Consider the following 26,465-nt stretch of genomic DNA (forward strand, 5'->3'; position numbering starts at 1 on the left):
TATGCTCGTATTCTTCTCACATACGCGATACCATTATACTCAACTTCTTCAAATAAAACTTGCCGTTATTTACGGTACGGTTCTCCATGCCTACCGGCGTGGCGTTAAATAAGATTAAACAAAGAAGGCATCATCCGGCTATCCGGATGATGCCTTCTGCTTATTCGGTCATTTGATTCCGGTGGATGCAATCCCTTCAACGATGAAACGCTGGAAGAAGAGGAACATCAAAAATACCGGAACAATGGAGAGAAACGACATGGCGAACAAGGAGCCGAGCGCGGATTCTCCCATGGCGTCCAGGAACATCCGAAGCGCCAGCGTAACCGTCAACTTGTCTTGTCCGGTCAGGTAAAGCAACTGACTGAAGAAATCGTTCCATGTCCAGATGAAGGTAAAGATGGTCGTCGTCACGATCGCGGGTACGATGAGCGGAAGAATCACTTTCGTATATATCCGCAACGGACCGCATCCGTCGACGGTCGCCGCCTGGTCGAGCTCTCTCGGCAGAGAACGGATGAACTGGATCGTCAGGAAGACGAAGAATCCTTCCGTGGCGAAAAACTTCGGAACCACGATCGGCAGAATCGTGTTCATCCAGTCCAGCTTGTTGAACATGATGTACTGGGGAATGACCAACACATGAAGCGGAATCATCATCGTCATCAGCATGACGGCAAACATCCACTTCTTGCCTTTAAACTCTAATCTTGCAAATGCGTACGCCGCCAACGAGCAAGAAACGACATTTCCGATAATCGCAAAGAACACGAGCATGAACGAATTCAGGTAATACGTCGTAAATGTCGTTTTCGAAATTCCCTTCCACCCGTTCTTATAGTGGTCCAAGGTGAATTCTTTCGGCCAGAGGCTGTGATCGGTAAAAATAAGTTGCGTCGGTTTGAGCGAACTGCTGAGCATCCACAAAACAGGGTAAAGCATTATGACGACCCCGGCGATGATCAACGCATGAATGAACACTTTTTGGTAGCGGATAACCAATGCCATTTCGTCACCTTCTAATTATCGTAATGTACCCATTTGTTCGAAGATTGGAATGCGAGCCACGTGAACACGCCGATAATGATGAACAGCACCCACGCCATCGAAGAAGCGTAACCCATTTGGAAGTTTCCGAAACCGTTCTGGTACAAGTAAAGCGTGTAAAAGAGCGTGGAGTTCACAGGTCCGCCCGTTCCTTCGCTGATGACGTAAGCAGGGGTAAATGCCTGGAACGAGCTGATCATTTGCATAATCGCATTAAAAAGCACAATCGGCGTAAGCATCGGCAGCGTGATATGCGCGAACTGCTTCCAGCGGCCGGCTCCGTCCAGGGACGATGCCTCATAGAAGTCATTCGGAATCTGCTTGAGACCGGCGAGAAAAATGATCATGGGGGAACCGAATTGCCAGACTTTGAGCAATATCAGCGCCCATACCGCATGGGAGGGAGTTCCGATCCAGCTCGGCATGTCGATTCCGAATATCCCAAGTGCCTGATTGACGATGCCATCCTCACCGAAAACCTGCCTCCACAGGATCGCGACCGCGACGCTGCCCCCGATCAGCGAGGGCATATAATATAAAGATCGGTACATGCCCAGTCCGCTGATCCCCCTATTCAAGAGCATCGCCAACGACAGCGCGAAAGCGAGCTCCAAGGGAACCGCAACGAACACGTACGTAAATGTCACTTTTAAGGATTGAAGATACTGCGGATCGTTGGTAAACATCGTGATATAGTTGCGCAAACCGATCCAGTTCGGTGTCCCGACAAAATTGTAGTTCGTGAAGGACAAGTAGAGAGAAGTGAAAATCGGAATCGCGCTGAACGCCAGCACTCCGATCATCCATGGGGCCAAAAATAAATAGGGGATGAGGCCTTCACTCCGCCTGCGAGCCAGTTTTGTGCGCATAATTCGAACCCCTTTCAAGTGAAGAGCAACCTGTCCGCAGTCCGGCTCAGGCTGCTCTTCCTCCTGCTGCCTATCTTTTCAGAATTTGTTGCGCTTGGGCGAAGAAGTCGTCTGCCGCTTGCTCGACTGTTTTATTGCCGAACGCGACCGCTTGGTTCTCCGTCAGCACAAGCTTCTGCACGGAGGTGCTTCCTGCCGGCATAGCCGGATAAGGCTTGGTCGCCGGAAGAATTTCGTCTACAAACGCATATTCGATTTTTTCCGGTTCTCCGAGGCTGGAGTGAATAACATCCTGCATTTTTTTGGAAGCTTGCGGACCATGTTCCCCCCGGAAAATGGTTGCTGCATCGCTTTCATTCACGATAAAGTTCAGCAACAGGGCGGCTTCTTTCGGGTGCTTGGAATCCGGCGAAATACCTGCGCCCGCGATAATGAGCGGAAATGCCTTTTCTGCGCCTGCTCCGAGCGGATAAGTGACGATTGCCAACTTATCCTGCGTGCTCTTCTGGTAGATTTTCAGCTGATTGGAGCTTTTACTGATCATGGCTACTTTGCCCCGCGCCAGCATGGATTGCTCCTGCGGTTTGTCTCCCTGCTCGGCCTGAATCGATGCTGGCGGCACGACGCCGGCTTTGCGCATTTTGTCCCAGAACGCGTACCAATCGACGAGATCTTGCTTTTCGAAGCCAAGGTCTTTGCCGTTGAACATGGACTTGCCTCTCTGCATCAGGAAATTGTCAAAACCTCTAAACGTACCGCCTTCGTCTTCCGAAGCCCATGCATCCTTGCCTAAGTATTTTTGCAACTGTTGCGCCGTATTGAAGTATTCGTCCCATGTCCAGTTGTTTTTGGGCAGCGTCACGCCCGCTTTTTCGAAGATGGCCGTGTTATAAATGACGCCCGTGATGTTGTGACCGAAGCTGACCATGTAAAGTTTGCCGTCCACTTTGCCGCCGTTTAAGTCTTCTTTGCTGAAATCGCTTACGTTAATTTCACCGGAAGCGACGAGCGGATCCAGATCCATTTGAATGTTGCGCGCGACGAAATCATGCAGGAAGAAGCTGCTCGTCTGCACCACGTCCGGGGTGTTGTTTCCGGCCGCCTGCGTGTTCAATTTCTCGACGAACTGGTTTTCCGTTCCGAATTCGCGCTCTACCGTAATATAAGGGTACTTCTCTTCGAATTTATCAAGCAGGGCGTTCATCATTTCATGTCGGGCTTGACCGCCCCACCAGGCCATACGTATCGTAACATTTTCATGTGCGGCAGCCTTCGATGAAGCGTTCGAAGCGCTCGGTTGGGCATTTTTATCACTGCATGCGCCAAGAATCAACAGTAAGCCAATCAACAAGGCGGATATCCCTTTTTGCATTTTCAATGAAATTCCTCCTTCATGAATGATAGCCAAATGCTGCGTTTTTTCAGGTGCAGCCGGAAGTCCGGCAATCGGTAGGATGAGGCATTCCCTCTCCCCCTTGCTTGTTTTACAACAAGCATCACCTCCCCAAATGGTGAAGCGGATCCGTCAATGATCCGTTTGTTAATTATGGGGCGCGTATTCGCCCTCCATAGCTTGCAGTTTGCGCACCCGCCTGCGGAAATCTTCATCCGTGCTGAAATCGGCATTTAAATAGCTGTCGATCAAATCGACCATCAGCCAGGGACCTATGATCTGCGCTCCCACGCACATCACGTTGACGTCATCATGCTCCACGCTTTGATGCGCGGAATGCACGTCATGGCACACGGCTGCGCGGATTCCCGGTATTTTGTTTGCCGCGATGCAAGCTCCCACGCCGGTGCCGCACACGAGGATTGCCCGTTCAGCTTTGCCGGAGAGGACGGCCTCGCAGACCGTTTTCGTAATGTCCGGAAAATCGATCGGATTCAGGTCGAACGTTCCGTAATCGGTAACTTCGTGCCCCTTGGCTTTCAATGCATCCACCACCGCGGCTTTCAAAGGAAATCCGGCGTGGTCTCCGCCAACTGCGATTTTCATTCGGGTGTCTCTCCTCTAGTGTCTGGTTTATTTAATCGATTAACTCAATCGTTATTTAATCGATTAACTCAGATGGCTCAGATAGCGTTTTGGAGAATTTATAATTGTGATTCCGCACTACTTCCTTGCCGGACAACCGCACGATTGCCTGACGATTAAAGCGGGATCCATGTACATGATGTCGTGCTTCGTTTTCCTGTCCTTGATGCTGGCTATCATGAGCTTAGCGGCTTGAACCCCCAGCTCGTAAGTGGGCTGGCGTACTGCCGTGACCGGAGGATCGACCAATTCCGCCCAATCGGGATCGTCGAATACGATCACCGCCAATTCATTGGGAATTCGGATCCCCTGTTCCCTTAAGTATCTGTATCCGCCCAGCGTCATTGAGTTGTTCGAGATAAACACCGCATCCGGCTTGTGCTCCTGCTCCATGAGCTCCATCATTTTCTCGTATCCGCTATCGATATCGAAACGGCCTTCCTTGACCAACGTCTCTTGCTCGGTAACTCCATAGTCCTCCAGCGCCCTGCGGTAGCCTGTAAGCCGGTCTTTGCCGGTACTCAGAGAGGTCGGGCCCGTAATAATGGCAATCCGTTCGTAGCCATGGCGGATGAGATGTTCCGTCGCGTTATAGGCGCCTCTCATGTTGTTGGTCAGGATTACATCGCAGTTCATGAATTGCGGGCAGCGGTTTAGGAATACGATCGGTACGCCGGTTTCCTCCAGGGAGCGAAAATAATCTCCCGTATTGCCGGCCGAAGATACGATGAGACCGTCGATTCTTTTTCCGATCAAAGCCTCCAGGCATTCGCGTTCTTTCTCCACACTGGAATCCGTGTTGCATAGCAACACGTTGTAGTCGTTTGCCGCCAGTTCCTTCTCGATTCCCCGCACGACGGAAGAGAAAAACGGGTTGGCGATATCGGAGATCAGAAGGCCTACGATGCGCGATTCCTGTTTCCTCAAGCTCTTGGCAAGCGTATTGGGCTGATAGTTCAAGTCCTGCATGACGGCAAGGACCTGCTCTTTCACTTCGCTTCGGACATATTTCTTTCCATTGATCACATTCGAAACGGTTGCAGTGGATACCCCTGCCAATTGGGCCACTTCTTTCAGAGTGGCTCTTTTCATACCGTATCCACCTTCTTTCTTAAAACGATTAACTGTAGTATAAAAGCGGTTTCAACGTCTGTCAATCAGAAAGTTCCATGATTTTAATAATTCGACTCACCGTTTCCCGATCGGGAATTGAACTTTGAGCCCCTTCCCTGCTGACGGCGATGCCCGCAACAACGGACGCGTACCGGATCGATTCGTCCAACGTTTTTCCTTGCGACAGCGCGACGGCCAATCCTCCGATGAAAGAATCCCCGGCAGCCGTCGTATCCTTGGCTTTGACCGAAATAGCCGAGTAAGATCGCACGCCGTCCCGATTGACGAGAAGACAGCCTCTGGAACCCAGCGTAACCAGCACGTTCTCCACGCCGGCCTCATGCAACTGAGTCGCCTTCGATTGCAAGTCTCCCGGTTCGGGGCACAGCAGGTTAAGCTCCGATTCATTCGGAATCAGCATGTAAAGTCCCCTAAGGACCTCCGGTCGAAGGGGCTGGGCAGGAGCGGGGTTAAGCAGCAATTTGACGTTCTTGTTCCTGCAAACTGCGGCCGCATGTTCGACCGTCTCCATCGGAATCTCCAGTTGCATCAGGCAATATTCGGCCTCTTCAAGCAATCGGACATGGCGTTCCATTTGTGCAATGTCAAATCGGCCGTTGGCGCCCGAATGAACGACGATGTTGTTTTCTCCCCGGTCGGAGACGTTGATATAAGCCGTGCCCGTTGGCTGCTCCGGATCCCATTCGATGCCTGTTGTACGGACGCCGCTGTCGGAAAGGCTATCGAGAAGGATTTTGCCATAGTCATCGTTTCCCAACCGGCCGATCATTACCGCATCGCCGCCTAGACGGCCGACGGCTACTGCCTGATTGGCTCCTTTACCTCCTCCGTAGCGGCCGATACTTCTGGCCAGAAGCGTTTCTCCCTCCCTGGGGATATGCGGAACCCGTATTACCACGTCCATGTTAATGCTGCCTGCCACTACGATTTTCGCCAAACAATCTCCTCCCCGAGTTAAATAATTCCTCATCATCTTTATCTCTTGAATCGATTAAATAGTCAAGGGTTATTTTCTCTGAAAGTATATGTTTATGCTTATCGATAGAAGCGACATTAAGCCGGTTTGGTCGGCACAACTGCACGTCTTGACGGCTCGTTCATCGCAAGAAGCCATCGATTTTGGAGTCGACGGTTTGGGCCACTTGTTTATCGACAGACCCGAGTGCACGTCCGAGTTAGTGCAATCCATAGCGGATTCAGGCGCTTTTGTTACACCGTGCTTGGTGTTGAATTCATCTATTATTGGAAATCCGGCATCGGAATTGGCGAATGATCCGCGTGTTCATTCCAAATTAAGTCCGGATTGGATCGATATTTTAAACTCAAGTTTCAATACGTTTCCACAAGGCAATATGGAGAACAGCTTTAAGAATGTGATGGATCTTCACCATGCCGGAGTTGACATTCTGGTAGGGACGGATGTCGCGCCGGTTCCCGTTCCGAATCTTGGCGGACTTGCTCATGGAGCCAGCGTCCATCATGAAATGCAATTGCTGGTGAAGGCCGGGTTCACCCCGATAGAAGCGCTTCAGTCGGCTACCGCGAAACCAGCCCGTTGCTTTGGTCTTATCGATCGAGGCCGTATTGCCGAGGGTGCGCGCGCTGACCTTATACTAGTAAACGGTGATCCGACAACCAACATCTCGGACACCTTGTCCATTAAAGCCGTATGGTTCAAAGGTGTACAGAGACTAAATTAATCTCTCTCCCCGCCCGTTACTTCAATGAAAACGGCAGCCGTTCGTGTGGCCGGCTGCCGTCGATTCATGATGGATAATGGCGGAAGGATTACTTGGTAACGTCAACATTGTCGGTTAGCGAAATAGCATACCAAATGGGAACTGGCGGGAATGCGAGGTCAATCGTCCGAGGATTGGGGATGCCGGCTTGCTCTTTCGTTGTAACCCTCACCCCATTCTTTCATCAGCAAAATAATGGGCTTTAATGTTTTTCCAAATTCGGTTAGCGAATATTCTACCTTTGGAGGCACCTGATTGTACGTTTTTCGCTCTATGATTCCTTCACGTTCAAGTTCCCGTAGTTGCAGAGTAAGAATATGATGTGTGACCTTTGGATAGATTCTGCGAAGCTCACCGAACCGCTTCGTTCCGCTCATTAAGTGATAAAGAATCACCCCTTTCCACTTTCCTCCAATGATCTCAAGCGTCGTTTCGACTGGACACTTTTTTTCAATAGCATTTTCCATCTCATTATCCCTCTGCATAGTATTATTTTTGTTACTTGGTATTATTAATTTGCGTACTTTAAGTATATTACTAACTTAAATATACTGAAATGGCCGAAGGCAGCCAATATGTGAAGGGAATGATTGAAATGGGGAAAGCGGAAGAAATAAAGAGATTTGAGGGCCGGACAGCGATTGTCACCGGAGGCGGCACCGGGATGGGCCGTGCTGCTGCACTAAGGCTCGGCCGGGAAGGCGCCAATGTCGTCATAGCGGGTCGACGCATGAAAGAGCTTCAAGAAGTATCTGATGAAATTGTCTCTCTCGGAGGCAGGGCACTCGCCGTTCCGACCGACGTTGCCGATCCTCGTCAGGTCGCAGCGCTTATAAACAGGACGCTGGATGTGTTCGGAAGTCTGGATATGGCTTGGAACAACGCCGGCGTTCTCGGAACTTTCTCGCCTATTCACGAACTATCGTTTGACGATTTTGATACACTGATGTCGATCAATCTACGGGGCGTATTCGCCTGTCTAAAATACGAAATCGCAGCCATGCTCGAACGTGGTATCCGAGGCTCGATCGTTAACACTTCTTCGTGGACGGCGCATGGGGCGATGCCGGGAACTTCAGGCTACGCGGCCTCCAAGGGAGCACTCGACGCAATGATGCGAACCGTGGCGTTGGAGGTGGGTCCCAGCAACATTCGAGTGAACAACGTCAGCCCCGGAATGATTGCAACCCCGATGTCGCAGGAGGTTCTAAGCGACGAAACTACGGCGCATCCGTTCGTAAAGCATACTCCCTTACAACGGGTTGGGCAATCTGAAGATGTGGCGGATGCCGTACTCTGGCTTCTTTCCGACGACGCTCGTTTTATAACCGGTCAGAGCATACTCGTCGATGGCGGTTACACGATCGGCGGATTGCGCCCGTGACTGAATGATCTAGCGGAACCCTTTTTTTAAAATCACCGCTTCTATGACGAGCAAATTAGGAATCCAACATAACCATGCTACTACCCGATACCCCGCCTCGAAATCACCAAAAATAAGAGCCAGCGGAGCTAACCAGAGGCGAAGCGTTACTGCGGCAAAAGTAAGCGAATAACTGCGAAGCATCCACGCTTTATGAGCTTGTATGTCTTTGACCATAATTTTTCTCGTCGCCGTAAGTGTCGTCGCCACCCATAATGCATCCAACAACATGAAGCCAAGCCCAGCAATCCAGCCCCCTGTAGCAAAAAGGGATAAATACACACTCACGATCCCGCTTATTGTAATCAAAATAACGTATACATACCCTAAAAGTTTATGCCGACGTTTCCTTGTGTTCGTCGGCTTCATGAAAATTTGAAAAGGTCCAATGATCAAGGCAAGTATGGCGGTGACGATATGTATGTACAACACATAGACCCATGGCGTGAGTTCGAAATTCGGCTTTTGCAATTTGAAAGCGACGAGTCCCGCACTGCTGGCTTTAAGCAGGCCATACTGAACCATTGCATATCCTGCAATCGAAAACGCAAAAACAAAAATGAGTGCCCGAATGATCTTTTTTCCCATTTCAATATCCACTCTCCTCTAATTTAATTGACTGCCGTTCAATTAAAGATTAAAAAAATTACGTCAGTCCACGGAGTAATAATTGCACGTGTACGTCGGCCAGCATGGCAATGTCTTCATACGTTTGCGGGCTATGAATATAAAAGCTGACAAAACCATGCAGGGACAGAAACAGGACCCAGATCAATTGGACATCTTTCGCCCGGTCTGCGTTGATCATTTGCAGCGATTCCTTCACCGCGTTAGAAAATTTCTCATAGCTGGCCGTATTTGCTTGTGACGTGTAGCATTCAAGCCCTGGTTCCCGAATCAAAAACATGAGTTCAAATGACCGTTTGTTCTCCAGACCGAATCGGATAAAAGAGAGAAAAATCAGCTCAAGCCGCTCGCGTCCCGGGTTTGGCGAAGTGCTTACCACTTCTTCGAGCAGATTGTCCAGTCTGTGAAAATCTTCTGCCGTCATGGCACTAAACAAATCAGCCTTCTCGCGGAAATGGTAATAAAGCGAACCTGGAGAATACCCCAGCTGCTTTGCAATGCTGCGCATGGATACATCGCGATAACCGTGCTCCACGAATTGCTGCCTTGCCGCATCAAGAATTCTTTGTCTGCTCAGCTCATGCTCAACGGCTTTTCTAGGTGACAAGTGAAAGACCTCTCTTTATTTGAACGATGTTTAATAAACCTTAGCATACACCTTATTTCTCTGTCAATGACGTCGGATATTAAAGTAAAGAAAGGAGTGCCTCGGCACTCCTTTTGAGCTCTTATAAGTGTGATTCTATAGATGTCTTAACTTCTCCGGATTTGCGACCGTATAAATCGCTTCGATCTTATGATCCCGATAAGCAAAAGAATAAACATATTGAAGCCCTTCATCCAAACGAAGGCGGATTCCGGGGAGCCCATTCACCATGAGGAACGAGTAAGTAAATTTACCCGCATGCCTGTTGATCATATTTTGATGAAGCTTCAGCACCTGCTCAAACCCGACAACAGGCACTTGAGCCGCGCTTACTTTGCCTCCGCCGTCCGTGTAGAGCACGACATTCTCGCTAACCAGTTCAAGAAGCTTCGCCGTATTTCCTTGCAACAGCGAATGGACAAACTCTTTAATCTTCTCCTCAGCAATGGAAACCGCCGGTTGTTGGTCAGGGTTGAAATGGATGCTCTTTTTGGCGCGGTGGAATATTTGCCGGCAATTCGCGCTGCTTTTCCCGACGATATCGGCAATCTCATCAAATGAATAATGAAAAATCTCCCGAAGAAGAAAAACCGCCCTTTCCGTTGCACTCAATTGCTGAAGAAGCAGAAGATAAGCCGTGGAAATCGACTCCGACCTCAAATACCGATTGGATGGATCGTCGTCCGAAGCCCCTTTTTCAATCAAGGGCTCCGGAAGCCATGGACCGACATACATTTCCCGTTTTTTGGCCGACGAGCGCAGAAGATCAAGACAACGGTTCGTTACGATTTTGTACAGGAATGCCCTTTCGTTTCGGATCGTCCCGATGTCGGACAATCCGTTATAGCTCATGAAAGCATCTTGTACGATATCTTCCGCATCCATGACGCTGCCGAGCATTCGATAAGCCAGCGAAAACAGCTCCGTTTTATAAAGTTTATATAACTCCTCTATGCTCATAAGGGGCGTTCCTCTCCTTACCCTCAAGGGAGAGCATGTGTTGTACGGCTCTTTTGGCACTTGCGGTTGCGGCATCGACCAATACTTCACCGTGCGACGCCCATTCTCCTGCTACGTATAACCCTTGTATTTCCGGGACAGCGGGTCCGGGATTCTCATGGCGTTTCATATGCATAAAGTCGTGACAAACCGTCATTTTCGGAAGGTATTGCTTGGCAACCACTTCCTCCCGCCATCCCGGCTGCATCAAGTCCAGCACGCCTTCCAGTTCTTGCAGATCTTTATCCGGATCCGGATCTTTCCCTTGGTACTTAATGAGCGATATAACTTGCGCACCATCGTCGCTTAGGTAGGCCGCACGCGAATAATTGCTAAAAAGCACGGTCTGATCAATTCCGTAAGCAAATTGGCGGTTAGGCTTGGGAAGCCGTTTCAAGGCCACATCCAGGCAAGCCGCGGTAACCTCAATCGCTTGTTCTTTCCAAGTACGAAGGGCGGTTTTTTCTGCGAAAGGCACCAACTCGTATGCGATAGCAGGCGACGTGGCCAGGATAACATGGTGCGTATCGAGTTTCGTTCCGTCTTCGAAGAGAACCTGCCGCACGATCCCGCCACGGGTATCGATGGACGAGACTTTGGTATTCGTTACGAACCGTACTCCCAGGTCGGATGCCTTTTTCCGCAATTCCTCGATCAATTCGCCCCAGCCGCGATCCAGGTACAACGCGCCTTTAAGGGCATTCTGAAGCTGCTTCAATACAGGACCCGCGGCAGGCAAATCCGGCCCGACCACATAACTGGCGGCACGAAGCAACGAATAAAAGATATTGCGCACCATGGGATCTCGCAAATTCCCTTCGACCCATTCGCGGATACTGATCCGGTCAAATTGACGAGTATCCGCTTTGGAAACTTTCATCAGACAGGAAGCGAACTCCATCTTTCCTTTCCAAGACAACAGTGGGGTCGTGAACAAGGACTTCATATCCGAAGGCAAGGCGTTCAATTTCCCTTTCCAAACGCCATACGCGAACGCCGAAGGGCGCTTTCCTTGCAAGGTCAGCCCCATTTCCCGGAAAGTCGCGTACGCATCTCCCTTATACAAGGAATGCGCGCCAAGATTGAAGTACGCTCCTTTTTTCTTATTCGAAATGGCTCGGCCGCCTAAGCGATTCTGTTTTTCAATGACCACCGTTTGTTTCCCGGCCATGGCTGCGTAAATGGCAGCGGTTAAACCCGCAATCCCTCCACCGACCACGACCACATCCACCTTTTGCATCGCTCATCATCCCTTTTCGTATTTTGCCTGTATGACGGGCAAGGGATGTGAAGTGTGACAGGTGAGCAAATAAAATTTTAGGACCTTGGTCAGAAAGCAGTATGTAAACGCCGCGTACAACCCGCTCGACCCGTCCCCGATGACTTTCTGTTATCATTCTCAAAAAGAAAAGGAACCCGATCCGTATGGACCAAAGGTTCCTTCTAGCGCGTTGATCACTGATTTCTATTTAAATCAGACCCGATTTTTGCAACAGTTTCTGAATCATCGTTGCAACCTCTGCCCTGGTCATGAAGTCCGTCGGTACAAGTTTAGCATCGCTTCGTCCAGATACAATGCCCGCCTGCACGCTGTCCGCAACGCTGCTTTGCGCCCATGGAGATACTTCTGCCGCATCTCCAAACGGACGAAGCACCGCAACTGCCGATGGAACGGAAAGCTTGTCTTTCAGTCCGGTGACCTTCATCGCTTTGGAGAGCACCACCATCGCCTGTTCGCGCGTAATGTTGTCATTCGGCCGGAACGTTCCGTCCTCGAAGCCCGCGATCAGCTTGTACGCATAAGCCGTGTTGACCGCGCCGCTGTACCAGTCCGTTGCCTTCACATCCGAGAATGGCGGTGCTCCATTGTCCAGTTTGAGCCCCAAACCGCGAACGATGATAGCCGCGAATTCGGCGCGCGTAATATCCCGGTCAGGACTGAACTGGCCGCCCCCGGTGCCCTCAATAACCATGCGCGAGCCCATGTCGTTAACGGCACCTTTCGCCCAATGGTTCGCAACGTCGCTAAATGCAAGCGGATGCCAGACGACGGAATAGGTGCTATTAGTCAAACTGTTGATGGTTGCGTAATACTTGCCATCGATCACAACGATCTTCGTCGGAACGTGGCGAACGGATCCATCCGGCTCTACGACGATGCCCGTCGTGATTTTGTTCGGATCAACGCCATCCGGGATCGCGATCGTTCTATGCACATAGGCGTTGAATGCGGATACTTCGACAGTCTTCTCTCCGTATATGGCTTTAACCGTGAATTCTACCGACGGAACGACAAGCGTGAACGTGCCCTTCTCTGCAGCATCCTCTACGACTTTCACCTTATCCGCTGTCGGCGCCGCAATCTCGATTTGCACCTTAATGTCCTGCAAGGAAACCGACTTGCCGATCTTGTCGGATACAGCGTCGATATTGATCTGCTGCGCGGGCAGCGTGTACGCCGCTTTATCCGTTTTAATCTCTACAACCGCCTGCTTGCCTTCCATGTTCTTCACCATTTGGCCATTCAGTTCGCCGATGAAGACATCGGACTTGGCGGCAACCGGAATCGTGATCACAGCGCCTTTTTCTTCCGCCGCGAGCTTGTCGTCCAGTTTCTTCTGATCGACGACAATCGTAGTTACCGTTTGGCCGTTTCGCTTGCTTGTTGCGGCCGTTCCCGCATTTTCTACTTTCCCGTTAACAAGTACGTCTACATTATTGGTTATCTCCGGTGTCGTAGAAGTAGCGGAACCGGACGAGGTGCTAGTCGTATCGGAGACTGTGATCGAAAGCGTCTGATCGGCTCCACCGCTGAAGCTAAACGTCAATGTCGTCGTACCGATCGACTGTCGGGCAAGATATTCTTTCTTGATCGTTACCGTGCTCCCCGATACCGTGTAATCCGTGTCTAAAGTCAGGGCGGTTCCGCCGTTTACGATGCCGCTCAGCGTATTGCCGTTCAGCGTCACCGTTGTCGTAACATCCACCTGATTCGCAGCATTTTTGTCGAAGTTGGCTGTCACCGGATTGATCGCACTGTTTTGCGGCGTCGTATCGGAGACTGTGATCGAAAGCGTCTGATCGGCTCCGCCGCTGAAGCTAAACGTCAATGTCGTCGTACCGATCGACTGTCGGGCGAGGTATTCTTTCTTGATCGTTACCGTGCTCCCCGATACCGTGTAATCGGTGTCTAAAGTCAGAGTGGTTCCACCGTTTGCGATGCCGCTCAGCGTATTGCCGTTCAGCGTTACCGTTGTCGTTACATCCGCCTGATTCGCCGTATTCTTATCAAAGCTGCCTGTCCCCGGATTGATTGTTGCGTTCACAACCTGCGGAACCCGTTTATATACACCGATTGTCCCGACCGCGACCGCCGTATTTTCCGCTTCGATCACGTCCATAAAATCGGAAGTTGCATCCGAGATCGACTCATCCGTCCAATTGTTCGTATCCGCTGATGTTATGATCTTACCCCCAGTCCCTACAATAATATAGGTACCGCCGTCCGTATTCGCGTAAACCAATTTTTTAATGAAGAAGTTGTTGTTGAAATCTTGGATCGTTTGATTCGAGATATTATTGAGGTCGCTCGCAGAAAAACGGTATACACTAGTAAAACTTGCGCCAATAACGTTATTCCCGTTGCTTGCGACCGTTGACAATCCCGGTCCTCCGTTCACGGCTTGCAACATCGTTGTAGTCCAACTCGCACCGTTTGTCGAGGTTGATATCGAATCATTCCCCCCCATCTCAGGCATCGTTTTATTTTTTTCTTTGTAGCCCACCGCAACAAAATAACCGTTGATAAATTTAACTTCGGACAACCGATCCACGATACGAACTGGAGGTGTCCAATTAACACCGTTGGTGGAGGTTGTAATTTCTCCAAAATAACTGGATGCGACATATGTGTTGTTCCCATAAACGACGGAGGTGATCGAAAATTGAGGGGGCTGCGAAACCGTTCTCGCATCCCAGTTCGTCCCGTTATTCGAGAACAAGAAGGTTGCACCGGTTTGGGTGATGGGGTCCGAATAGTTCGTCCCTACGACAAATGTACCGTTAATAAACTTCACCACGTTAAAGGGCTTGGTCAAGTTTGCAATGTTTTGTTCTGTCCAATTGACCAGATCTGTCGACGTGACCAGTTTTGGATTACTGCCAGAAGTGATGGCCACATAGATGCCATTTCCGTATGCGATGCTGGAAAGACTTTGTGAGCTTACCTTATTCCACTTCTGAATTGGCCCTTGGCCAGCCCACACGGTCTCCGGCCGCCCCATAATAACTGCGCTGAACAATAGCATGAAAGCCAGTAATAGTGACAATTGTTTTCTTATATCAAGTTGCAATTTTTCCACCTCATTATATTATTTGGACATATAAACGGCTATCAGGAGTGTTGGATTATTCCTTCTTCCCTTAACTGTGCAAGTTCTTCGGACCCGTACATTGCCGTTCATGCTGTCTATCCTCCCTATTTTCAGATATCTTTCTTGTTTTTTCGATAAGAATGATATCAACTTAAGATAAACAAAGAATAAACAAATGGAGGAAATTCCCACTTTCCGCTTTACACCTGGACCAGCCGGGAGCTGGATTGGTTCGGATCGTATCGTATGTATTCCACAATTGCGGGCATAGAGTAAAATGATAGTGGCAACTAGCGTTGGGAGCATGTTCCCATATTTACCGCCCTTCTTTGAATTTTTTCGACAAAAATATGCTGTTTACGACATAATAGCTCATGCAATGTTGCAAAATTGTTGCAAAAAGAAAAGGAACCCGATCCTCATAGATCACAGGTTCCTTTTATCGCATTTATTCCACTACTGTCATTCAATCGGTCAATTTATGAAACATATCAGTAAGCGCATCTCCCGGCTCCGTACCCAACTCCGTTCTCAACAGCTTAGCATACGCTTCATAATATGCAGCCGCCCGTTTCCGGCCCTCAAGCTGATGACGGAGTTTCAACGCCGCTGCCCGAAGGGAATCGTTATAAGGATCGTGGTCAACTAACATTTCCGCCAAACGCAGCGCTTTGAGGGGTTCAGTCCTCACACGCTCGTAATACGAAAACAGCTTGCCTCCAAGATAAAGGAAATACTGACGATACCGGTTCCGGTAAGGCTCGCACCATTCGCCGCTGAACTCTTTCAGAAACGGATGATTGCAACGATAGACGAGTTGTTCGACTTGATTCAGATTATCCGGGCCGATCTCGACGGAATCCAGCGCGAAGCTCTCCAATGGATCGGCGTCTACAACGATCGCATCGCCGGACATGGTCAGCCGATACCCGTTTCTGACGGAGGTGAGCGACATGCCTGCGTGGAGATCCCTCAACGTTTTGTTGACCCTGCTAACGGTGCTTCGCAGGTTGATGTCCGCTTTTTCCGTATTTTTCTCGTTCCAGAGCGCCTCGAACAACTGCCATTTGCTTACTTCCTTATCCTCTTGTTGCAGGAGCATATAAGCGAAAAGCTCCGCGCATTTGGACGTCACCCAGCGAACCGGTTCCGGATCATCGCCGATATAAACGGAAAACTTGCCGAAAAGCGAGGCCGACAACTGCCGGTTTCCGATCATTCCTGCAGCCCCCATGCGCTCTTTTCGCCGCTTCCTGATCCGCTCCAGCGAGCGGTTCAAATCTTCTTCCATGATCGGTTTCAGCAAATAATCGAGCGCGTTCACCCGAAAAGCATCGATGGCATATTGGTTGTAGGCGGTAATAAAGACGACTTCCGAATCGAGGTTGTCCGAATATACTTTCTCCGCGATATCCAGACCGCTCATCTCCGGCATCTCGATATCAAGGAACAGCACATCAGGCCGCAACGCCTTCGTCATCTCCAAAGCTTCGTAAGGATTCGTGCAGCAGCCCACAACTTCGACCCCCGCGTCAGCAAGAAGTCTGTCAATATGCTCTGCAATCAATCGTTCGTCGTCTACGACTATGGCTCTCACTTTCACGATTCACCTGCCTAGTCGGTCTGGTTGCTTACGAGAAGGAATCAGGATCGTCACTTTCGTGCCCTTCCCTTGAACGCTCTCGATTTGAAGGCCTTGTCCGTATTCGTTCATGAGCCGTTTATGCACGTTGATAAGACCAATTCCCCCGTCGCCCGATCGATCCGGAGACAGGATCGTTGCCAATTGTTCCGCGGACATGCCGACTCCATCGTCTTGAACCACAATTCGCAATCCCTGCTGCTCTGCAATCGCTTGAATGAGGACCGTACCTCCCGATATGCGCTTCATCAAACCATGGCGGATCGCATTTTCGACGAGCGGCTGAATGATCAGCGCGGGAATCAGAGTCTCCCTGGAAGCGTCCGTGTCCCAATCCACTTTCAATCGTTCGCCGAAACGCGCCTTCTCCAGCTCGACATAAGATTTCACCAGGGAAAGCTCCCGATTCAGACTGACTTTGGCATGATAGGGGTCAAGATCGAAGCTGAGCCGCAAATAATTGCTGAATTCGCCCAGCAGCTTGCCCGCCCGCGCTCCATCGCTGTAACACAATGATATAATGCCGCTTAAAGCGTTATAAATAAAATGCGGTTTGATCTGCGATTGCAAGAAAAGGGTTTCCACTTGAACGGCATGCTGAACCGCTTCCTTGAGCTGAAGCAACGTCTTCACCCGCGCCATTAATTCTCTGCCGTCGAACGGCTTCACCAGAAAATCGTTGGCGCCTGCCTCAAAACCCATCGCGATATCGGCTGGCGAGTTGCGCACCGTCAAGAGAAGAACCGGCAGCTTGTAGATCGGGTGTTCGTCCCGAATGCGCCTGCACACTTCATACCCTGACATCTCAGGCATCATCACATCGAGCAGGACAAGCGATAAGTCGCTGTGATGCTGCTGGATCAGCCTGAGCGCGTCCGCTCCGTTGTAGGCCACGAGAACTTGATAGCGGCTTGGTGCAAGCAGCTCCTGCAGCACCTTAATGTTGGAGGCATCGTCATCAACGAGCAGAATCTTCACCTCGCCAGACCGCTCCGCCGCATGAGGCGACGTCTCTTCTGTCGTCGGCGCGCTTGCCCCGGGCAGCAGCTGCGGTTCCAGACCGACAGCGGCTTCAGCTTGGTAGGGATCCCGTTCCCTTTGCGCAGCCGTTGCCTCCGGCAGCCGCAACTCGAAAATCGATCCCTGCTCCGGCTCCGACCAAAGCAGTGCCAGATCACCGCCCATTTGCACTGCAAGCGCCTTTGATATTTTCAAACCCAGACCGGAAGATTGATTCGCCAAAGCTGTCGGTTCCGTGCCACCGCCCGTAAGTTCGCCTGTAAAAAGCTGCCGTCGCCGCTCTTCGCTCATCCCGGCGCCGGTATCCGCAAACGTCAGGTGAAGCCAGCCTTCACGCGATTCCGCGGCCACCACCACGCTTCCCCGTTCCGTAAATTTCAGCGCATTGCCGACCAGGTTCACGAGTATTTGCTTCAGGCGGTTTTCGTCTGTATACAGATAAGAGGTTCCCGGCCGAACTAGATTGACTAGCCGCACTTGTTCGTTCCTGCGCAAATATTGCAGCGCTTCGAGCGTAGCCTGCACCGTGCCGCTGACATCGAAAAGCTGATTCTGGAATGTCAAGCTTCGGCGCTGCAAACTCTGAAAATCGATAATATCGTTAACCAGCGTGGACAGGCGGGTCGCCTGGGCAATGATGAAATCCAGATTCTCACGCTGCCGCTGCGCTAACTCTGCGCCGTTCTGGTCGATGACCACCTGCGCCAAATTGATGATGCCGTGCAGTGGCGTCTTGAATTCGTGGGACGTGTGGAGGAGAAATTCGTCTTTTTGGCGATCGTACACGATCAGTTGCTCTGCCAATCGCTCACTCCGCATGAACGCCTCACGAACCCGATCCGACATGAGGAACGATTGCGATAGAACGAGAAGCAACGGCGTTACGATCATATAATACGGGTTGTCCAACGCCAACTGATAGCGTGTTTCGGCATAAACCCAACTAAGGATAAGGAAAAATGCACCCAACAAAATATAGTAAACTTGAACCCCGCGACCCCGATGACGGAAAATCCAGTAAAGAATGAAAATGAACACGGTGATTTGCAGGACGATCCCCGACCATAGAATATTGATCAAATATTCGTTCGGAATCGCGATCAATAAGGCCAGATAGGCATAAGAAATCCGGAGCAGCCACTTAAATCCCAATCTTTCTCTGTGGTCCAGGTACAGGTAGACATAAAGGGCAAAAGAAAAGATCGAAAAGTAGGGCAGAATGAAAAGCATTTTCTGCAACAATAGGAAGGAAATCGTCGGGTACAAGGTCGCCATGACGATTTCGTTGTCGATGCCGAAAAACAACCCTAATGACAAGCAGAACAAACTGAAAAATGCGAGATAAGGCTCCTTCCGCCATTGCTTGAACATCCCCGCGAAATAAACCCCGAATACAAGCATCGTGGTAATGACAATCATATCCGCCAGCCTCGCATTGTCTCGTCTGGCCAATACGTCTGCCGTTAAACCAAATTCCGGCGCTTGGACCAATCCGCCTTCCAGATAGCGGTAGCTGGCGATCTGGATGATGACGTCAATGGTGTCGGTATCCGCTTTAATCGTACCGAAAAACGGCAGGTTGCTAGGTACGAATCGATCCGCTGACAAATCCGGTTTTCCGGTGCCGCCAAGGTCCGATCCCCCCATAAATACGTGGCTGGACATGCGAATCTTTTTGCCTCTAAGGCTATAGAAATCCGGGTTGCCGACCTTTATGCGTAGACGATACGTACCCGCACCGTACCCGCTGCCGGAGGAAACGGAACCCTTCCAGCCTCCAGGAACGCGAACGATTCGGCGCTCCGCTCTCAGCAACTCTCCATCGGTTTGGAAATCTTGCGGAGTCAGCAGTTTGTTCTCATAAAACTCCCATTCTCCCCGCAACGGAATAATCCCTTGCTTCGCAAAATTCCATTGTCTTGCGTCTAATACCCCTCCTCGCGCTTCCGGGTGCCGCAAAGCAGGATTTAGCCATTCATGGATGAATAGCGATGTAACGACGGTAAATACACCGATCATGATGATCAGTACCGTCAATTGCTTTCTCATCGTACCCGTTTCCTGTCCCATTTTCATATTCGCACCAAGGATCTACCGTTATTATTTGAACGTCACATCGTTAATTTCTCTTTGATTCGACATATTCCTTCATAATACGCGAAATGAAAACAGAAGCAAAAAAACCGGAGCCTGCCGCTAAAGCGGTGGTTTCCGGTTTCTTTAAAATATCATTCATCTTCACGCATAATGCGGCGCCAGCCCTCCGACGATATCCTGCCCCGAAAGCCCGAGCACTGAGAAGTCCGTACAATCGCAGGACAACCAAGTGACGTCCGCTTTTGGTATCCACATCGCCGCGTTCCATACATCCACTCCTCCAACACATGTGAATAGGCCCGTATCGTCCAGAACAGAATTGGCAATGCCGGCCCCTACGGGGATCGAGAAGACGCGTAGTCGTTTCCTATTGTCTCCCTGGAATTCCGTGTCGTTCACTTCAACCAACGAAAACTCTACCACTCCTCGGACTTCAATTTCTCCATCACGAACAATGACGTCGATTCGCTGATAGGCGTGCTTCTTCGCTGCGGACGTAGACCGTCAATGCCTGCCTCTAAACCGTTTAATCGCATCCTCAGTCACCGGCTCGAAGAGGTTAAGCAGGTTGCCGTCGGGATCGCGGAACAGCATAGAACGGTTCCCCCACGGCATCGTGGTCGGTTCCATTACCCAATTATCGACATATGGCTTCAAGCGCATATATTCGGCCTCGACATCGTCGACGCGGAACTCAATAATGACAGTGCGATTGTTGGCCCCCACTACGGAACCGGCGCCGAATAGCTGCGCCGTCTGGGAGTGGCCGATTGCAAGGGTACATGACGGCGCAACGAGTTCGGCAAATACGGGCGCGGGTCGCTCCGCCGAAACCCCCATGACTTTCTCATAAAACTCGACGAGACGATCCACGTCGTCAGTAATGATGCGTACAGAAGCTAATTTCACAAGATATCATCCTTCCTAGTCACGTTTACATGTCCGATTATATAAGAACGCTACTGACAACGTTATGTCAGTAGCGTTCTAGAATTTTTCGGGCTTCCTCACGAATCCGATTTCGGAATGATTCGGGTTCCAACACGATCACATCCGCTCCCCAGCCAAGCACCCATTGCTGCAATTCTTCCAGCTGACGAACGCGTAAAACCACATCCAATCCTTCTTCATGCTCTTTCATATCCTCAATGTAATGATAGTTCGATTCCTTCACCTTTTCCGCGATGTCTTGGTTTAAACCGAAGGCAGACTCGCAAGTGGCGATCATCCAAGGGGCTATAGTCCCTTAAGTCAAAATGCGCCGGGAGTTCGAATCGTTCTTCCAGTTCGATAAGTTCAACCATTCGGGACAAACGGAAATGGCGGATGTCCTGGCGTAGATCACACCGGGCCACAAGCATCCAAGATCCTTCAACGAGTACGAGGCCATAGGGAGCGGCGGTACGTTCACTTTGACGGCTTCCCGTGGAATCCGCCATTTTTTTCGAATAATGAAATCTGATCTTACGCCCATCTAATATCGCTCGGCGGATTTTATTTAGATTTTCCCTTTCGATAGACAGAGCTGCCGGTTTGCCTGGAGCGAGCAAACGCAGCGACTTGCGTATACGGGAGGTCTCACTGCGGACACTTTCTGATAGAGTGACCTCGATTTTCCTCCTAGCAACATGAGCCCTATTACGATAATCATCATCAAATCGTTGCTCGATAAAGTCCGTTCCTATAAGCAAGGTCACGGCTTCCTCTATTGTGAAACTGATCGGCGGCAGAAAATATCCCTCCATTAAAGAATACCCTGTGCCTGTAGTGCCTGTAATCGGTACGCCCGCTTCACTGCGCGCCTGAATGTCGCGATAGATGGTCCTCACGCTGGTTTCAAATAGTACCGCCAAATCTTCGGCACGCACCACTTGCCTGCCTTGCAGCTCCAGCACGATGGCCAACAAACGATCTGCTTTGTTCATTGACTGCCCCCTTGAAAACGTCATAAAGTCGCTAACAGGACACTCCCATGTTAAGGATGATCATCCGTTTGTACTAAGCGCCAACAAGCGTTTTAGATTGTCATCAATAAATTCATTATCGGCACTGTTAATTCCGCGACCGGCAGGCCCCAGATCGACTCGATAGGATGAGATCTGTGCTCCCTGGCATGACGCAAGCAAGCGCTGTAAATAAAAGCAGAAGCCGAAGTTAAACGGGGCGAACTTGTTGCCCTTCCATGGCAAATTCCGGCCTTGCACGTGTTTACGCAGATGTTATGGCATAAGGACAAGTGGCTTTCACCAATCATGTTATCTTACATGGAAGCAGCAAGGGGGGTTCTCCTGCGAAACAAGAGCATTGAAGGAACACCGAATAACCCCGTCTTGGATGTAACGGAGCTTATCAGTTCATAGACTCTGCCGAAATCGTCTCGCACCCATTGAATAACGCGAATTTTTGAAAACAACCGTTCAATGCTGTTCGCAATTCCTTTGTTTGCTTCACTTCGTTCTCGTACCAGATGTTTTTAACAACGAGCGTTCCTGCTTTGCGCTCCACGATGATCTCGGCTCGTCCAATGAAGCGCTCTCCATATAATAGAGGCAGCACATAATAGCCGAATTTTCGTTTGGTTGCAGGCGTGTAAATCTCCCAGGTGTAATCGAAACCGAACAAGTCGTTGATCAGTTTTCTGTCCCATATCAAATTATCTAGAGGAGCAATAAGCTCGCAACGCCATTTCAGCTTCTGATTTTGCAGAACGGCTTCCATAAGCGGCAAATCCTCCGCGAGGCAGTACAGCGTATCTTTTATTCGTTCCACGGCAACAGCAATAATGCGAGCTTCTTGTAGTAGCTGGCGAAAAACCTCGTTACGCTGTGCTGCTTTCAACCCCCATATATTCAGCCATGCATCTGACGCACGATTCCATAAGAGACCAACGGAGCCGATTCGGCGCAGTACCCGCCACTTATGATGCTCAAGCTCATCCTTCAGCGGCTCTGATGCATTCAGCAGATTGGGCCGTATGTACTTCTTGGCGATATCGTAGTATTTACGCGTTCCTTTTTTATGATGGATAATCAACTCGCCTGTCGAATACATCTGTTCCAGCGCTGATCGAGATGAATTGTTTCCACCGCTCCAGTGGATGGCCGATTGCCAAGAAAATTCTCCATCCAATTTTAAATCATCCGAACTTACGACTCCGTGATTTTGGATATGAGCCCGTACTTGCGCTGTCAACGCTTCCAATTCGGGATAGCGTTCGGCATGTTTTCGGGCGGCTTGCCTGTATCGATCGAAATACGGCCAGTCCTCGACAGTGATAATGGCCAGGTTCTTGTCGGGATAATCGACAAGGCTTCTATCCTCATACAGCAACTCGGCGAGCATTCCCTTGGTAAATCCCTTGATTCGCGACTGCAGCACCAATTCGGCGTTTTTCCCGCAAACATCAATAGGGTCGTATTGAATGCAGCCGACCTGCCGAGCAAAGTCCAATACGCCCTGCTTCTCACTAAATTTATATTCGCCCAAAAGTCCATGCTTCAACAACAGGAATTGCCGTGCCTGGCGGTTTGTTATTCGGATCATGTTCTCACCTGCTTCAATCCATTTTCATGAACCCCATGGACTCCAACTCCCGATAAACTTCCTCTGCGGCACAGTCGGGGTTTAGCTTTTGAATCTTCTCAATCGTAATAGGGACACCTTCGCCTTCATGCTCCAGAAGAGACAATAATTCGCTTGGAACGTTATCATAGATGCCCGGCCATACTCTATGTTCGTCTTGTGCATACGGGCTTAATGGGGATTCATGATCGAAACCCTTCATGATGGAACCTTCAACGGAAAACAATAGGATAAGATGATCCCCTCCCCCCGATGAATGATGCCATCCCGTTCAAGCTCTCTTAAATGCAAGGTGAGCATTAACTTTATGAGATGGTTTGCAGAAGATGAACGATCTTCCCCTCCATATTGGAGTCGTCTGTCATCTTCAGGTATTCAGGTTTTAGCAATTGATACTTCTTCATGTGGTAGAAATCCATTATGGCTTGTTTCAAGGTGATATCATACTGAATCGAAAATGATGGCTCGATAAAGCGCCGAAGCACAGCGTCGTCTTGAACCATAAACAACACGGCATTCAATCTGTTGAAAATCTGTTGCTCCATACCGGATTCAAAAAAAGTTTGTAAGCTTTTGTTCCGATTTTGCAGGGCAACTGACAGATTTTCAAAATGATGCGGATAAAATTCCTTCAGATCCTGCAAGAACAGATCAGAGATAAACATGGCACACATCAATGATTGTAAGAACGTGATTTGAAACCGCTCCAAAAAGGAGACGGAATCATCTTTGACCGTGGCGTCAGCTTTCTTCGAGTACTCAATGTAATACTCTACGACTTGTTCGATGATGTCATCTTTGGAGGCAAAATACTTATACAGCGTCACTTTGCTGATATCCATGTATTTTGCGAGATCGTCGACTTTCAGTTGGCTGAATTTTGTTCTTCTTATAACGGTTTTTATTTTTTCTATATAGGTCTCCACACTCACGGCTTTTCTCACGAATAAGCGCCTCCCTTTGTTGCTTAACAAATGCATTATAACAAATTTGCTGATTTTTATTTACATCAATAATCAAACGAATTAAATTTACTAATTTAATTAAATTAGTTCATTTTGTTAAGTGATTGTTGTATAATCGTCCTGTACCTAATCATCCGATTGCGGATTACACAAAGGGAGGACGATTCAAATGGAACCAACCAGTACGGGCAAATTCTCCGGCAAGAAAGTCGTGATCACGGGAGGCAGCAGTGGAATCGGCCTCGCGACAGCGAAGTTGCTAGTGGATGAAGGAGCATACGTTCTGATTACCGGACGTACTCAAGCGACGCTTGACGCGGCTCGCGAACAACTCGGCAACAACGCGTTCGCGTGCTTGAGCGATGCCGCCTCATTGAAGGATGTCGCCGCGTTGGCCGATCGAGTGAAGGTTGAATTCGGAACGATAGATGCCCTGTTCGTTAACGCAGGCGTCACGGGCTTTGTCCCTTTCGAGTCAACGACCGAAGAAACGTACGACGAGATCCTTACCATCAACGCCAAAGGTCCGTACTTCACCGTACAAAAACTCGCCCCACTCCTGAGCACGGGAAGCGGGGTAGTACTTACTACTTCAATCGTGAACGCAGTGGGTCTCCCCATGCTCAGTGCGTACGCAGCTAGTAAAGCGGCGCTGCGCTCCATGACTCGAAGTCTGGCACGCGAGTTATTATCTCGGAATATTCGCGTGAACGCAGTCAGTCCCGGCGTCATTGACACTGGTATCTTAGAGAAGGCGATGCCGAAAGAAGCTGCCGAACAGACAAAGGCTCAGATGACACAGCAGATTCCGATGCTGCGTTTGGGCGATCCGGTCGAGGTCGCCAAAGTCGTGGCATTCCTAGCATTTGACGCCACTTATACCACCGGGGCCGAGTTCCCTGTCGACGGAGGCGGCACCCAGATCTGATCCGTTTCCACGACTATGGCGAACCGACCTAGAAGGGGAGGACATCCATTGAATACGAACGCACGAGAACATATCGCACTGATTACGGGCGCAAGCCAGGGGATTGGGTTGGCACTAGCCCGGAAATTGCTATCGCAGAACTGGCAGGTCGTTACTTTGAACCGTTCCGATTTTCCGGAGGACGATATGCTCATGCAAAATGCCCTCAAGAACGGACGGCTTCGAACCTATAAAGTGACGGATCTCGCCGATTATGGCAGCTTGAGACGCTCTTTGGAAGAAATCAAAAGCCAGGAACCGCAGATCGATATTTTGTTCAACAACGCCGGAGGCGGCTTAAGCGAGCTGAGCTATTCGAAGCAAGGTCGCGAAAAGCACTATGAATTGTTGACGGTCGTTCCTTATATCATTCTGATGGAATTGAAGGAATCGTTGAAAAACGGCCGATTAAAGACGGTGATCAACACTTCATCACAGGTGCTTAGATTCACGAAGGAGTTTACTATCGAAAACCTAGAGCATCCCAATATCTTCCGCAAAATGGTGGGTCCCTATGCGGCCTCTAAGTTGGCGCTATCGTTGTGGACTCAAGCGGTGGCGCCCCGACTTGCCAAGGAAGGCATCAAGATCCGCAGCGTTGACCCGGGACTTAACAATACGCTAAAAAAGGGAAAAGATTCGGGAATGCCCGTATGGTTTGAACTGCTTTTTAGGGCTATTTCCTCTCCGCCTACCCACGGCGCCGACCAATTATATGAAGGAGCTCTCGGCAAACACCGCGATGAGACCGGCGTATTTTTGTTGAAGGGTCGGGTTGCGGACTTGAAATTTGCAGAACATGCGCAGCGCGTCCTAGACAGAATTTCGGACATATATAGCCGTGAGTTTCTTGACGGTGCTCCTCATGGCTGAGTTCCAGAAGAACTTTGTTTAGGAGACTGTTTACTGAGGAGCCGGTGTTCTGCAAGAGAGTTGCTTATTATGGCAGGGTTCAGCTTAACGGTCATAATGGCGAAAAAAAACGAAAGGAGCTGCCGCGGGCAGCTCCTTTTGGTTGCTACAATTATGGGCTCCAGCATCGTTGTTTGCAGGCTTTGCGGACTTTTAGCAGCCGGTAAGCGGCCGCCGCCAGCAGCGCCCCGAGGAATGGAGCCGTGACGAAAACCCACAGTTCGTACCATGCTTCTCCCCCGAGCAGGATCGCTGGTCCGAAGCTTCTCGCCGGATTGACCGAAGTCCCCGTCAAGCCGATAACCAACCCGGCGACTTTGCCATTGCCGGACTCCGAGGTCACGCCGAGAATGGCGTAGACGAAAACGAACGTCAATACGCGAAA

General features: G+C 49.9%; 22 protein-coding genes and 4 pseudogenes. 5 read left to right on the top strand and 21 right to left on the bottom strand.

Annotation, left to right across the window (positions count from 1 at the left end; all coding sequences use genetic code 11):
* Positions 1–168: 168 nt before the first annotated feature.
* From EAV92_RS18935 to rbsK, 6 genes are all read right to left on the bottom strand, one after another.
* Positions 169–1,008, bottom strand: coding sequence for a carbohydrate ABC transporter permease (locus EAV92_RS18935; RefSeq protein WP_123042546.1), 840 nt, complete (start codon positions 1,006–1,008; stop codon positions 169–171).
* Between the two features lie 11 nt (positions 1,009–1,019).
* On the bottom strand, positions 1,020–1,916 hold the full coding sequence (locus tag EAV92_RS18940) for a carbohydrate ABC transporter permease (protein ID WP_123042547.1): 897 nt from the start codon (positions 1,914–1,916) through the stop codon (positions 1,020–1,022).
* 70 nt (positions 1,917–1,986) lie between these two features.
* On the bottom strand, positions 1,987–3,156 hold the full coding sequence (locus EAV92_RS18945) for an ABC transporter substrate-binding protein (protein ID WP_164472853.1): 1,170 nt from the start codon (positions 3,154–3,156) through the stop codon (positions 1,987–1,989).
* Positions 3,157–3,456: 300 nt separating this feature from the next.
* Entirely contained in the window at positions 3,457–3,915 is a 459-nt protein-coding gene (gene rpiB / locus EAV92_RS18950; protein ID WP_123042549.1) for a ribose 5-phosphate isomerase B, read from the bottom strand.
* Between the two features lie 117 nt (positions 3,916–4,032).
* A complete protein-coding gene (locus EAV92_RS18955; RefSeq protein WP_123042550.1) occupies positions 4,033–5,046 on the bottom strand; it encodes a LacI family DNA-binding transcriptional regulator in 1,014 nt (337 codons plus the stop codon).
* A 61-nt stretch (positions 5,047–5,107) separates the two neighbouring features.
* Entirely contained in the window at positions 5,108–6,025 is a 918-nt protein-coding gene (gene rbsK, locus EAV92_RS18960; RefSeq protein ID WP_123042551.1) for a ribokinase, read from the bottom strand.
* A 142-nt stretch (positions 6,026–6,167) separates the two neighbouring features.
* Between rbsK and EAV92_RS18965 the strand changes: the two are divergent.
* Positions 6,168–6,788 (top strand): annotated as a pseudogene (locus tag EAV92_RS18965) (amidohydrolase family protein); the annotation flags it as partial.
* 158 nt (positions 6,789–6,946) lie between these two features.
* Here the strand turns inward: EAV92_RS18965 and EAV92_RS18970 are convergent.
* On the bottom strand, positions 6,947–7,294 hold the full coding sequence (locus EAV92_RS18970) for a winged helix-turn-helix transcriptional regulator (RefSeq protein WP_123042552.1): 348 nt from the start codon (positions 7,292–7,294) through the stop codon (positions 6,947–6,949).
* A gap of 89 nt (positions 7,295–7,383) precedes the next feature.
* Between EAV92_RS18970 and EAV92_RS18975 the strand changes: the two genes are divergently transcribed.
* Entirely contained in the window at positions 7,384–8,211 is an 828-nt protein-coding gene (locus EAV92_RS18975; protein WP_241158315.1) for an SDR family NAD(P)-dependent oxidoreductase, read from the top strand.
* A gap of 9 nt (positions 8,212–8,220) precedes the next feature.
* Here EAV92_RS18975 and EAV92_RS18980 read toward each other — a convergent pair whose 3' ends face one another.
* The 10 genes and pseudogenes from EAV92_RS18980 to EAV92_RS19025 form a co-directional block, all read right to left on the bottom strand.
* On the bottom strand, positions 8,221–8,838 hold the full coding sequence (locus EAV92_RS18980) for a DUF2306 domain-containing protein (RefSeq protein WP_123042553.1): 618 nt from the start codon (positions 8,836–8,838) through the stop codon (positions 8,221–8,223).
* Positions 8,839–8,896: 58 nt separating this feature from the next.
* A complete protein-coding gene (locus EAV92_RS18985; protein ID WP_123042554.1) occupies positions 8,897–9,484 on the bottom strand; it encodes a TetR/AcrR family transcriptional regulator in 588 nt (195 codons plus the stop codon).
* Between the two features lie 135 nt (positions 9,485–9,619).
* Positions 9,620–10,483: an RNA polymerase sigma-70 factor gene (locus tag EAV92_RS18990; RefSeq protein ID WP_123042555.1), complete on the bottom strand. Its 864-nt coding sequence runs from the start codon at positions 10,481–10,483 to the stop codon at positions 9,620–9,622.
* Positions 10,461–11,762: a phytoene desaturase family protein gene (locus EAV92_RS18995; RefSeq protein ID WP_123042556.1), complete on the bottom strand. Its 1,302-nt coding sequence runs from the start codon at positions 11,760–11,762 to the stop codon at positions 10,461–10,463. Before EAV92_RS18995 ends, EAV92_RS18990 begins: the two co-directional genes overlap by 23 nt.
* A 229-nt stretch (positions 11,763–11,991) precedes the next feature.
* Positions 11,992–14,874 carry a X2-like carbohydrate binding domain-containing protein gene (locus tag EAV92_RS19000; protein WP_241158316.1) on the bottom strand — a complete coding sequence of 961 codons (2,883 nt, stop codon included), beginning with the start codon at positions 14,872–14,874 and terminating at the stop codon, positions 11,992–11,994.
* A gap of 487 nt (positions 14,875–15,361) precedes the next feature.
* Positions 15,362–16,492: a response regulator gene (locus tag EAV92_RS19005; protein ID WP_164472854.1), complete on the bottom strand. Its 1,131-nt coding sequence runs from the start codon at positions 16,490–16,492 to the stop codon at positions 15,362–15,364.
* Between the two features lie 9 nt (positions 16,493–16,501).
* A complete protein-coding gene (locus EAV92_RS19010) occupies positions 16,502–19,606 on the bottom strand; it encodes a hybrid sensor histidine kinase/response regulator (protein ID WP_164472855.1) in 3,105 nt (1,034 codons plus the stop codon).
* A gap of 70 nt (positions 19,607–19,676) precedes the next feature.
* Positions 19,677–19,922, bottom strand: a complete 246-nt coding sequence (locus EAV92_RS24620) for a hypothetical protein (RefSeq protein WP_164472856.1) — start codon at positions 19,920–19,922, stop codon at positions 19,677–19,679.
* Positions 19,923–20,158: 236 nt separating this feature from the next.
* Positions 20,159–20,563, bottom strand: a complete 405-nt coding sequence (locus EAV92_RS19020) for a VOC family protein (RefSeq protein ID WP_123042560.1) — start codon at positions 20,561–20,563, stop codon at positions 20,159–20,161.
* Positions 20,564–20,630: 67 nt separating this feature from the next.
* A pseudogene (locus EAV92_RS19025) lies at positions 20,631–21,579 on the bottom strand (helix-turn-helix transcriptional regulator).
* A 210-nt stretch (positions 21,580–21,789) separates the two neighbouring features.
* On the opposite strand from EAV92_RS19025, the pseudogene EAV92_RS24935 reads away from it, so the two are divergent.
* Positions 21,790–22,014: pseudogene (locus EAV92_RS24935) on the top strand (hypothetical protein); the annotation flags it as partial.
* On the opposite strand, the gene EAV92_RS19035 reads toward EAV92_RS24935, so the two are convergent.
* The 3 genes from EAV92_RS19035 to EAV92_RS19045 all read right to left on the bottom strand — a co-directional run bounded on the left by EAV92_RS19035 (position 22,004) and on the right by EAV92_RS19045 (position 24,180).
* Positions 22,004–23,197 (bottom strand): winged helix-turn-helix domain-containing protein, encoded by a 1,194-nt coding sequence (locus EAV92_RS19035; protein WP_123042561.1) that lies wholly within the window; start codon positions 23,195–23,197, stop codon positions 22,004–22,006. The pseudogene EAV92_RS24935 and the gene EAV92_RS19035 sit on opposite strands and share 11 nt — an antisense overlap.
* Before the next feature lie 13 nt (positions 23,198–23,210).
* Entirely contained in the window at positions 23,211–23,438 is a 228-nt protein-coding gene (locus tag EAV92_RS19040) for a hypothetical protein (protein WP_123042562.1), read from the bottom strand.
* Between the two features lie 103 nt (positions 23,439–23,541).
* On the bottom strand, positions 23,542–24,180 hold the full coding sequence (locus EAV92_RS19045) for a TetR/AcrR family transcriptional regulator (RefSeq protein ID WP_123042563.1): 639 nt from the start codon (positions 24,178–24,180) through the stop codon (positions 23,542–23,544).
* A 190-nt stretch (positions 24,181–24,370) separates the two neighbouring features.
* Here EAV92_RS19045 and EAV92_RS19050 point away from each other — a divergent pair, with 190 nt between their 5' ends.
* Positions 24,371–25,129, top strand: coding sequence for an SDR family oxidoreductase (locus EAV92_RS19050; RefSeq protein WP_123042564.1), 759 nt, complete (start codon positions 24,371–24,373; stop codon positions 25,127–25,129).
* Between the two features lie 48 nt (positions 25,130–25,177).
* Entirely contained in the window at positions 25,178–26,041 is an 864-nt protein-coding gene (locus EAV92_RS19055; RefSeq protein WP_123042565.1) for an SDR family NAD(P)-dependent oxidoreductase, read from the top strand.
* A gap of 151 nt (positions 26,042–26,192) precedes the next feature.
* On the opposite strand, the pseudogene EAV92_RS19060 reads toward EAV92_RS19055, so the two are convergent.
* A pseudogene (locus EAV92_RS19060) lies at positions 26,193–26,459 on the bottom strand (aquaporin); the annotation flags it as partial.
* Positions 26,460–26,465 lie beyond the last annotated feature (6 nt).

It is taken from the genome of Cohnella candidum (assembly GCF_003713065.1).
Lineage (GTDB): Bacteria > Bacillota > Bacilli > Paenibacillales > Paenibacillaceae > Cohnella > Cohnella candidum.